This is a genomic window from Myroides sp. C15-4 (assembly GCF_050522745.1).
Taxonomy (GTDB): Bacteria; Bacteroidota; Bacteroidia; order Flavobacteriales; family Flavobacteriaceae; genus Flavobacterium.
This window is the reverse complement of sequence record NZ_JBMVQX010000024.1, coordinates 47,225-58,064: the sequence shown is the minus strand read 5'-3', so window position 1 is coordinate 58,064 and position 10,840 is coordinate 47,225. Positions and strand designations below refer to the sequence as shown.

8 protein-coding genes are annotated in these 10,840 nt (G+C 38.0%); 2 read left to right on the top strand and 6 right to left on the bottom strand.

Features of this window, described 5'->3' with window-relative positions; translation table 11 throughout:
* Positions 1–405 precede the first annotated feature (405 nt).
* Entirely contained in the window at positions 406–1,593 is a 1,188-nt protein-coding gene (punC, locus tag ACPDHL_RS11260) for a purine nucleoside transporter PunC (protein ID WP_430532855.1), read from the top strand.
* 106 nt (positions 1,594–1,699) lie between these two features.
* Here punC and ACPDHL_RS11255 read toward each other — a convergent pair whose 3' ends face one another.
* Complete coding sequence (locus ACPDHL_RS11255) at positions 1,700–2,191, bottom strand: hypothetical protein (RefSeq protein ID WP_430532854.1); 492 nt, start codon at positions 2,189–2,191, stop codon at positions 1,700–1,702.
* 283 nt (positions 2,192–2,474) lie between these two features.
* Here ACPDHL_RS11255 and ACPDHL_RS11250 point away from each other — a divergent pair, with 283 nt between their 5' ends.
* A complete protein-coding gene (locus ACPDHL_RS11250; protein ID WP_430532853.1) occupies positions 2,475–3,002 on the top strand; it encodes a hypothetical protein in 528 nt (175 codons plus the stop codon).
* Between the two features lie 79 nt (positions 3,003–3,081).
* Here the strand turns inward: ACPDHL_RS11250 and ACPDHL_RS11245 are convergent, their stop codons facing one another.
* From ACPDHL_RS11245 to ACPDHL_RS11225, 5 genes are all read right to left on the bottom strand, one after another.
* A complete protein-coding gene (locus ACPDHL_RS11245) occupies positions 3,082–4,347 on the bottom strand; it encodes an aminotransferase class I/II-fold pyridoxal phosphate-dependent enzyme (RefSeq protein ID WP_430532852.1) in 1,266 nt (421 codons plus the stop codon).
* A 233-nt stretch (positions 4,348–4,580) separates the two neighbouring features.
* The gene (locus ACPDHL_RS11240) at positions 4,581–6,986 is read right to left on the bottom strand and encodes an alpha-ketoacid dehydrogenase subunit alpha/beta (RefSeq protein ID WP_430532851.1); all 2,406 of its coding nucleotides are present in this window, start codon (positions 6,984–6,986) and stop codon (positions 4,581–4,583) included.
* A gap of 236 nt (positions 6,987–7,222) precedes the next feature.
* Positions 7,223–7,858, bottom strand: coding sequence for a nitroreductase family protein (locus ACPDHL_RS11235; protein WP_430532850.1), 636 nt, complete (start codon positions 7,856–7,858; stop codon positions 7,223–7,225).
* Between the two features lie 13 nt (positions 7,859–7,871).
* The gene (locus tag ACPDHL_RS11230) at positions 7,872–8,825 is read right to left on the bottom strand and encodes a phosphoribosylaminoimidazolesuccinocarboxamide synthase (protein ID WP_430532849.1); all 954 of its coding nucleotides are present in this window, start codon (positions 8,823–8,825) and stop codon (positions 7,872–7,874) included.
* Between the two features lie 27 nt (positions 8,826–8,852).
* Positions 8,853–10,838: an alpha-ketoacid dehydrogenase subunit alpha/beta gene (locus ACPDHL_RS11225; RefSeq protein WP_430532848.1), complete on the bottom strand. Its 1,986-nt coding sequence runs from the start codon at positions 10,836–10,838 to the stop codon at positions 8,853–8,855.
* Positions 10,839–10,840 lie beyond the last annotated feature (2 nt).

Below are 10,840 nucleotides of genomic sequence, written 5' to 3'. Positions count from 1 at the left end.
TTTTTTTTAATTTGTTGAACGTTGACTTTCATAGGAAAATTGAATTTTTATGGTCAACCTATGTCAGGGACGTACAGAGTGAGATTTTCATTACAAAGAAAAACTGTGTTCTTTATCTCACCTAGTTTATATTTGTTTTGGTATTCGATGAATATATCTCACTGATTTTATATTGGTTTTTGTGTTCGATGAATCTACGCTACGCTTCGATTTGTTCTTTGCTCTTTATCTCACCTAGTTTATATTTGTTTTGGTGTTCGATGAATCTACGCTACGCTTCGATTTGCTCTTCCCTTCTCCACTTTCCCTTCTCCACTTTCCCTTCTCCACTTTCCCTTCTCCACTTTCCCTTCTCTCATTTCCTTAAAAAAGCCTACTTTTGCAGATTCTTAATTTTTTAATTATATGCCAAAGCAAAATAAAAACAATTTTTTCTTTTTAGTATATTTAGCTGGGTTGAGTATTATTGGTTTCTTAGCTACAGACATGTACTTACCAGCCTTTGAAACAATGCGCGTTGATCTACAGACAACTAAAAGCAGTATTAGTTCTACCTTAAGTTTATTTTTAGCGGGTTATGCTATTGCTCAATTGATGTGGGGACCTATTTCGGATAAAATAGGCAAACCCAAAACAATTATCATTGGTCTGATGCTATTCACCCTATCTTCTTTGGTTATTTACTTTACGGAAAGCGTAACGGTATTTTTGATCTTGCGTTTAATTCAAGCCATCGGTGTTTGTGCTGCAGCAGTTAGCTGGCAAGCCTTAGTGATTGAGCGCTATCCCAAAGAGGAAACCAACCGCGTATTTGCTACGATTATGCCTTTAGTGGCGCTATCTCCTGCTCTAGCCCCTCTATTAGGCGTGTATTTACTAAATCATTTCGGATGGCGTTCGATCTTCATCACTTTAGCGATCATTGCGGTATTGTTAATCCTATACACCTTTACGCTTGGAGATAAAAAAACGGAAAAGAACGCGCAAACAGCAGCAACAACGCCCACACAATCTCTTTCGTATTGGACGATATTACAATCAAAAGTCTATGTAGGCAATGTGATGATTTACGCCTTTTGTTCGGCCGCTTTCTTTGCTTGGTTAACGGGATCACCCTTCTTTTTAAAAGAAATGGGATACAGTGAAGCAGAAATTGGATTTAGCTTCGTACCACAGACCATTGCCTTTCTCATCGGTGGTTTTGGCTATCGAACACTATCTTCCAAAATAGACGGTACCAAACTGACGGCTTACTTTGTGGTTTTATTTGCGGTAGCCATTCTAGCGACTGCTGCTTTAGCCATTTTTACCACACCTACCCTAACGAGTTTGCTAATTCCGTTTTGCTTTATGGCCTTAGCCAATGGAGCCTGTTACCCTATTGTTGTAGCGGAAGCGTTGAAGCTATTTCCAGAAAACTCTGGAAAAGCAGCAGCACTACAAAATACCATTCAGCTAGGCATGTGTTTTATTGCTAGCGCTATTGTGTCTTTATTTTCAAAAGACGCTTTGTTTTCAACAGCTTTGGTCATGGTTGCTACGATTCCATTTGCTTTTTGGGCGTTGACTTGGACCAAGAAAAAGATAGAGTAAGCAACAAAATTCACTTCTAACGACAAAAAAAGGACAAGGTTTGTAACCTTGTCCTTTTCTTATTTTATTCTTTGTGTCCAAATTGAGCTTGGAGCATCTAATTCTGTTATTCAATCAAAAATCGAATATCCTTATTAAACTTTTTGTCGACAACAACAACCGCATAGGGATATACAGCCTGTGCTAATTCTTGTTCTTCTTCTTCTACGCAATAGGTTAATTCAATAAAATCATCCTTTTCTTTCAAACTATTGATTGAAAAAGAGGTTTCTAGTTTACTTGGAAGTCCCACCAAAGCCAACACAAACGACTTTGAAAAGTCAACTTCTTCTCCTACTTGCTGTTTGTCTTTCTGATCAAATACACGATCAAAATGTGCTTTACTTGTAATCTTCACATGTTGAACGCCGTGATTTTGTTCGCTACTTTTTAATACGTAATTCTTATTGACAACAAAGGGTACATTCGTCACCTTGTATAATTTGATATGCTCCGTTTGTTCTACTGTATCTGTTTTGACGACTTCCTTCTTCTCTCCTGTACATTGTACAAGTAAGAAACTCAAGCCTAAAATCCAGCTGTAATTTTTCCTTTTCATCCCTTTCTTTTTAGCTATAACGCCCTAATGCAAATAAAACGTATATGCATTCCGTCTTTTTTAATTTTAATTAAATTTTAATCAAAACTGTTAACAAATATAAGGATAATTATTTTTAAATCACATTTCAACCATATCTTTTATCTAAATACATGATATATTGTTTAAAATATATTAAAATAATTTAAAAATAACAGGAATATAAAAAAAATCACTCTATTTTATATAGAAAAAAGAGATTTGATTGTTTTTGTATCTTTGACTCAGACTAAAAAAAGAAGCTATGTGTAGATATGGAATGACCACTTACAAACCCCATTATGTTTGTTTTGATTGTCAAAAAACGTTTAAAAGGCGTTTATGGCATGATATTAAGGGCGGCGCTAATGTGGAGTCGGATGCCAAATGCCCCCAATGTGGTAGTCTAATGGCCAATATGGGAAAAGATTTTGAAGCGCCCAAGAAAGGAAACAACAAAGCTTGGCAGCACATTAAAGATTTATATGAAGTGGGGATTACGTGGCATTCTTGCGGTTGTACCGGTCCAGGGTATATTCCGAAAGACAAAACAGCCCTACTCCTCTATTTTCAAGAAATCATTCAACAGTACGAAAAAGAGCTTACATTTTGGCGCTCTCGTATCGAACCCGAAACAAAACAAGACATTCACAAAGATGAACAGCGCAATTGGCAGAAGCTATCCGTCGTTAAATCCAATCGAAAAAAAGAAGTAATCACGAACCAAGAGGGAATTGATTATTGGATTGGAAAGATTAAGGAGATAGAATTACTGCTTAGAAAGATGGAGTAAGGGGATTCAAAAACGCTCAAACAATTTCCGTTTTAAAATAAAAAAAACTCGAAACTAAAAGTTTCGAGTTTTTATTTCTTTATGCATTGGATACATCTACTGTAGTTTCAGCAGCAATACGCTTGTACGTTCCATTTTCTAACTTTTCGCGAATTGCTTCATAAGCCGCTAAAGTTTCTTGGATATCTTCCATCGTATGTGTAGCTGTAGGAATCATTCTCAATAAGATAATTCCCTTAGGGATAACAGGATATACTACGATCGACAAGAAAATATTGTAGTTCTCACGTAAATCGTTCACCATCACCATCGCTTCTGGAATACTTCCTTCTAGGTAAACAGGTGTAACACAAGTATTGGTATCTCCAATGTTAAATCCTCTCTCTTTTAATCCGTTTTGAAGTGCATCTACATTCTCCCATAATTTTGCTTTTAAAGAAGGCTGTGTACGCAATAATTCTAAACGCTTTAATGCTCCTAGTGTGAAAATCATTGGCAATGATTTAGCAAACATTTGAGAGCGTAAATTGTATTTTAAATAATCAATAATATCTTTATCTGCAGCAACGAATGCTCCGATACTAGCCATTGACTTAGCAAAAGTAGAGAAATACACGTCAATTCCATCTTGACATCCTTGCTCTTCTCCAGCTCCAGCTCCAGTTGCACCTAACGTTCCAAAACCATGTGCATCGTCAACTAGCAATCTAAAGTTATATTTTTCTTTTAAAGCAACGATTTCTTTTAACTTTCCTTGTTGTCCACGCATTCCGAAGACTCCTTCTGTGATCACTAAAATACCTCCACCTGTTGTTTCAGCCATTTTAGTTGCACGTTCTAAGTTCTTTTCGAAACTTTCGATATCATTGTGCTTGTAGGTAAAGCGTTTTCCCATATGCAAGCGAACTCCATCAATAATACATGCATGTGAATCAACATCGTAAACAATGACGTCATTCTTTGTTACTAATGCATCAATAATAGACACCATCCCTTGGTAACCGAAGTTTAATAAATAAGCAGCTTCTTTTTGTACAAAAGCAGCTAACTCATCTTGAAGCTGTTCATGCACTGAAGTATGCCCAGACATCATACGAGCTCCCATTGGGTAAGCCGCACCATATGCTTCAGCTGCTTCAGCATCTACTTTTCTTACTTCTGGATGATTTGACAACCCTAAGTAATCATTGATACTCCAATTGATTACTTCTTTTCCATGAAACATCATACGATTTGATAAAGGTCCCTCAAGTTTAGGAAAAACATAATATCCTTCAGCTTGTGACGCCCATTTTCCTAATGGTCCTTTATTCTTCTGTATTCTGTCAAATAAATCATTTACCATAATATAACTATGTTTAAAAAAACAAATGCAAAATTACTCATATTTTGTATGCTTTCATAATAAATTAGAGAGAATTTCTCCATTTATGGATTATTTTCTACTCCTCTTTTTTCAAAAACAACTATAATCTAATAATATACAAATTAAAAAAATAGTTTCAACACACACAATTTATCAGATAAAATTATCAAATAAATAAAAACCCCTCATAATGAGAGGTTTTTACACTATTATTAATACAGTTTAGGAAATTTTACAGGATTTACTTCATGCATAATATCATAAACTTTTTCGTATACATCTTCTGTTGATGGTTTACTAAAGTAATCCCCATCTGTACTGTAGGCTGGTCTATGCTCTTTGGATGTTAAGGTTTGTGGATCGCTATCTAAATGACGGTATCCTTTTTGTACCTCAATAATTTGTTGCAACAGGTATGCAGACGCTCCTCCTGGTACATCTTCATCCACCACCAACAAGCGATTGGTCTTAGCCAAACTCTTCACCACATCGTGGTTTAAATCGAATGGCAATAGGGATTGCGCATCGATAATTTCAACGTCAATGCCAATTTCCATCAATTCTTTTGCCGCTTGTTCGATAATGCGCAACGTTGATCCATAAGACACAATCGTTAAGTCACTTCCTTCTTTGATTGTTTCTACTACTCCAATTGGCGTTTTGAACGCACCAATATTGTTTGGCCTCTTCTCTTTCAAGCGATAGCCGTTCAAACACTCAATTAACAAGGCTGGCTCATCACTTTCTAATAGCGTATTGTAGAACCCAGCTGCTTTTGTCATATCACGTGGTACTAACACATGCATGCCTCGAATCGCGTTGATGATCATCCCCATGGGCGAACCTGAATGCCAGATCCCCTCCAAACGGTGGCCACGGGTACGAACGATTAAAGGTGCTTTTTGGCGCCCTACCGTACGATACTGCAACGTAGCTAAATCATCACTCATGATTTGAATAGCGTACAATAAATAATCTAAATATTGAATTTCAGCAATCGGACGTAATCCACGCATCGCCATACCGATTCCTTGACCTAAGATCGTTGCCTCGCGAATCCCTGTATCTGTCACACGCGCTTCACCGTGTTTCTCTTGTAATCCTTCTAATCCTTGGTTTACGTCTCCGATATTACCTGAATCTTCTCCAAAAACTGTTACATTTTTGTGGTTCGCTAAGATATAATCGAAGTTATCGCGTAGGATCACACGTGCATCCACTTCTTCTGCATCAGCATCATAGGTTGGCGCTACTGCCTCAACATATTGGGCTTTATCTTTGGAAGTTGAATATAAGTGTGAGCTATATTTCGGTTGTACGTTTTCGTAGTATTTCTCAATGAATTGCACCACTAACGCTTTGCTGCTTTCTTGAATAAGCAAACGCAATACTTTGCGAGCAGCCACCAGTACATCACGGCGAATAGGTTCTTTTAACCCTTGTAAATCAGCGATATGTTTTTCAACAAATACTTTATTCGGACTTTGAGCAGCCACCTGTTGTAAAACAGCAACCAACTCGTCTCTTTCTGCAATAATGGGATCAAGGTATTTTTTCCAAGCCTCTTTTTTACCGTCAAGGACTTGTTTTTTCAAGTCTTTATCTAACGCATCTAGCTCTTCTGCAGTAGCGATATTGGCTTCAATCATCCAATTTCTCATTTGCAAGATACAATCTTGTTCTGCTTCCCAAGCTAAGCGCTCTTTACTCTTATAGCGTTCGTGAGATCCCGACGTTGAGTGCCCTTGGGGCTGTGTCAATTCTTGTACGTGAATTAAAACAGGTACATGCTCTTCTCTAGCGATTTGAGCTGCTTTTGCATACGCTTCAACTAAAGCAGGATAATCCCATCCTTTTACGCGTAAAATTTCATAGCCATTTCCGTGCTCATCGCGTTGAAACCCTTTTAATATTTCAGAGATATTTTCTTTTGTTGTTTGGTATTTGGCGTGTACCGAGATTCCATATTGATCATCCCAAACACTCATAACCATTGGCACTTGTAGTACACCTGCCGCATTAATTGTTTCAAAAAACAATCCTTCTGAAGTAGAAGCATTTCCAATTGTTCCCCAAGCTACCTCATTTCCACTGATCGAAAATTGTTGGTCTTTATCTGCTTCAGGGATCGCTCTATAGTATTTTGACGCTTGCGCAAGCCCAAGTAAACGAGGCATTTGCCCTGCCGTTGGAGAGATATCTCCACTTGAATTTTTTTGTTCAGTTAATTTCTTCCAGTTTCCATTTTCGTCCAAACTATGGGTAGCAAAATGCCCACCCATCTGACGTCCACCAGACATCGGATCATTTTCAATATTTGCATCACCGAATAAACCAGCGAAAAATTGCTGGATATTTAACTGACCAATTGCCATCATGAACGTTTGATCGCGGTAATACCCTGATCTAAAGTCTCCATTTTGAAAAGCCTTAGCCATCGCTAATTGTGGTACTTCCTTTCCATCTCCAAATATCCCAAATTTAGCTTTTCCTGTTAACACTTCACGACGACCTAGTAAACTACATTCTCTACTGATCTTTGCAATTGTGTAATCTTGAATAACTTCTTTCTTAAAATCTTCAAAAGAAAGTGCTGTATTTTTTTTATTTTGACTCATCGCGTAACCTAATATTTTACAGGATACGAATATAAAATAATCCAAACAAAAAAGCTAATTTAAACTGCAGGAATATTGTGAATTAGCACACTATTATTTTGTTTTTTCCATACAAAAAGAGAAAAAAAAGTACGAATTTAAAAATCATATCTTAAAAAAAAGCTTTTGATTAATAAATCCTCAATACAACAAAAGTAAAAAAGCCTTTGTTTATTCAAACAAAGGCTTTTTTTAATTTATTCTATAACAGTTAACATTGAGGCTAACGGGAATCTCACTTTTTTCATCGGCATAAGCCAATCATTTTCGTGATCTCTTTCTCCTAGTGCCAAAATGGTCACACTTTTTAATCCTTTTTTGTCTAGTCCTAAAAAGGCATCCAATTGATCATTGTAAAAACCCTCCATAGGAGAAGCGTCAATTTTCAATTCTGCTGCAGCAGCAATAGCCATTCCAAAAGCAATATACGCTTGTCTGGCTGCATGTTGAAATTGTTGCTCTGACGTTTGATTGGCAAAATTAGCTTTAATGCTATTTTTAAAATCATTCATCTCGCCTTTTGGCAAGGCTCTAACCGCTTCCATATTGTCGAATACCGCATCCAAACGTTGATCTGTGTATTCATCCCAAGCTGCAAATACCAAAACATGCGAGCATTCTTTGATTTGCATTTGGTTCATGACAAGGGGAAACAATTGTTCTTTTACCTCTTGATTTTTGATTAAAATCATCTCAAAAGGTTGTAATCCTGAAGATGTAGGTGCTAAACGAGCTGCCTCGACAATTTGCATTACCTTTTCATCTTCTAGCTTTACAGCGCTATTATAGCGCTTTGTAGCATAACGCCACTTTAAATTATCTAATAACATCATGTGAATTCACTTTTTAAATAGTAGCTAAAAAAGCCAATACATTTGTTTCTATTCGCTGGTTTATATCTTGGACATCCGCTTTTACGAAAGGTTCGCCTAAGATATGTTCGTACAACTCAATATAACGCGCTGAAATCGTTTGAATATACTCGTCTGACATTTCGGGTACTTGTTGTCCCTCTTTGCCTTGAAAGCCGTTGCCAATTAGCCATTGACGCACAAATTCTTTTGACAGTTGCTTTTGGGCTTCCCCTTTTGCTTGACGTGCTGCATACCCTTCGGCATAAAAGTAACGCGAAGAATCTGGCGTGTGAATTTCGTCAATTAAGACGATCTTCCCCTCTTTGGTTTTTCCAAACTCGTATTTGGTATCCACCAAGATCAAGCCTCGTTGTGCAGCAATCTCACTTCCTCTTTGATACAAAGCTCTTGTGTATTGCTCTAGAACAAGGTAATCCGCTTCTGACACAATGCCTCGAGCTAAGATATCCTCTCTCGAGATATCCTCATCGTGCAACCCGAGCGCTTCTTTTGTAGAAGGCGTAATAATCGGTTGTGGCAAGGCGTCGTTTTCATTCAACCCTTCAGGCAAGGTAACACCACACAATACTCGTTTTCCCGCTTTGTATTCTCTAGCAGCATGTCCAGCTAAATACCCGCGAATCACCATCTCCACTTTGAATGGCTCACAAATGTGCCCTACGGCAACATTGGGATCAGGACTCGCAATTAACCAGTTGGGAACAATATCTTCCGTCATCTGCATGAAACGCGTAGCAATTTGATTCAGTATTTGTCCTTTATACGGAATCCCCTTAGGCATAATCACGTCAAAAGCAGATAAGCGATCCGTTGCAACCATAACTAAAACCTGATCGGCAATGGTGTAAACTTCTCTCACTTTTCCGTGATACACGCTTTTTTGGTTTGGAAATTTAAAATTAGTCTGTGTGATTGTGTTACTCATATATTTCTGTTGTGTAGTTCTTTCTATTTAGTACGCTAATAGATCTAAAAGCGCGGCCTCAAATCTACCTTTTGGTAAATATTGATCCTCTAAAGCTTTCACAAATGGGATAGCTGTTTCAATACTCGCTACTCGTTTTACGGGAGCATCTAAGTATTCGAAGCAGTTTTCCATAATCATCGCTGATATATCACTTGCAATACCTCCAAACATGGTGTCTTCTTGCAAAATTATAACTTTATTTGTTTTCTTCACCGATTTGAAGATAGTTTCTTCATCTAAAGGTTGCAACGTACGCAAGTCAATTAAATCCGCTTGAATCTCCGGGTGTTTTTCTAACGTTTCCATTGCCCAATGTACTCCTGCACCAAAAGAGATAACCGTTACATCTGCTCCTTCTTTGATCAAAGCTGCTTGACCAAAAGGAATGGTGTAGTAGTTGCTTGGCACCTCTTGGTAAATACTGCGGTACAACTGTTTGTGTTCAAAGAAAATAACTGGGTTTGGATCGTTAATAGCGGTATTCATCAATCCTTTAGCATCCACTGGGAACGCTGGATAAACTACTTTTAATCCTGGTGTTTTTGTAAACCAAGCTTCATTGGTTTGCGAGTGGAACGGTCCTGCTTGTGTACCCCCACCACATGGCATACGCACCACTACATCCGCTTTTTCATTCCAACGGTAGTGTACTTTAGCCAAATAGTTGACAATCGGGTTAAATCCTGTTGATACGAAATCAGCAAACTGCATTTCCATAATTGCTTTTCCACCATTGATCGAATATCCCATGGCAGCAGAAACGATTGAACTCTCACAAATTGGTGTATTGCGGATGCGCCCTTTACCAAATTGTTCAACGAAACCATCCGTTACTTTAAAAGCACCTCCGTATTCTGCAATATCTTGTCCCATAATGATTAGCTCTGGGTGTTTTTCAAAGGATTGCTTCAACCCTTCTGATATGGCGTCAATTAAGCGTATATTTTTTGTTTCTGTTCCTTGTTCTACGTGTTCGTAGGTAAAAGGAGCATACATATCGTTTAGCTCTGTTTCGTAGCTAGCTTCAATTACTTCCTCTTCTTGTGTGCGCTTCCAATCCGTGTCAATTTCCTTTTTGAATGCCGCTCTGATTTCTTCGTCTATTGCATCTGTAAGCACACCGATTTCTTTCAGGTAAGCGCGGTAATTTTCAACTGGATCTTTTTTCTCCCACTCATCCATTAATTCTTGTGGAACGTATTTTGTACCACTCGCCTCTTCGTGTCCTCGTCTTCTAAAAGTCAAGAACTCAACAAGAATTGGACGTGGGTTTTCACGCATCGATTTCGCTAATGCATCGATTTTCGTATACACCTCCAAGATGTCATTTCCGTCGATAATATGGCTTTCCATTCCATATCCAATGCCGCGATCCGCTAAATTCTTACAACGGTATTGCTCATTCGTTGGTGTAGATAAACCATAGCCGTTATTCTCGATCACGAATAACACAGGAAGTTCCCATACAGAAGCTACGTTTAATGCTTCGTGGAAATCTCCTTCTGAAGTAGCTCCTTCTCCAGTAAATACAGCCGTGATTTTCTTTTGCTCGCGTAATTTATGTGCTAAAGCGATTCCGTCTGCCACACCTAATTGTGGACCTAAATGCGAAATCATCCCTACAATATTAAACTCTTGTGTCCCGAAGTGGAAAGAGCGATCTCTACCTTTTGTAAAACCATTTCCCTTACCTTGCCACTGAGAGAACAAACGGTACAACGGAATATCTCTAGACGTGAAAACACTTAAATTACGGTGCATAGGCAACACATATTCATCGCGATCTAAAGCAGCTACAATACCCACCGATATTGCTTCTTGCCCAATTCCAGAAAACCATTTCGACACTTTTCCTTGACGGATTAAAATAAGCATCTTCTCTTCAATCATTCTTGGTTTCAATAGCCTTTTATACAAATCAAGTAACGTTTGATCTGATAGGTCTTTTCGGTTATAATCTATATGTTTCATAA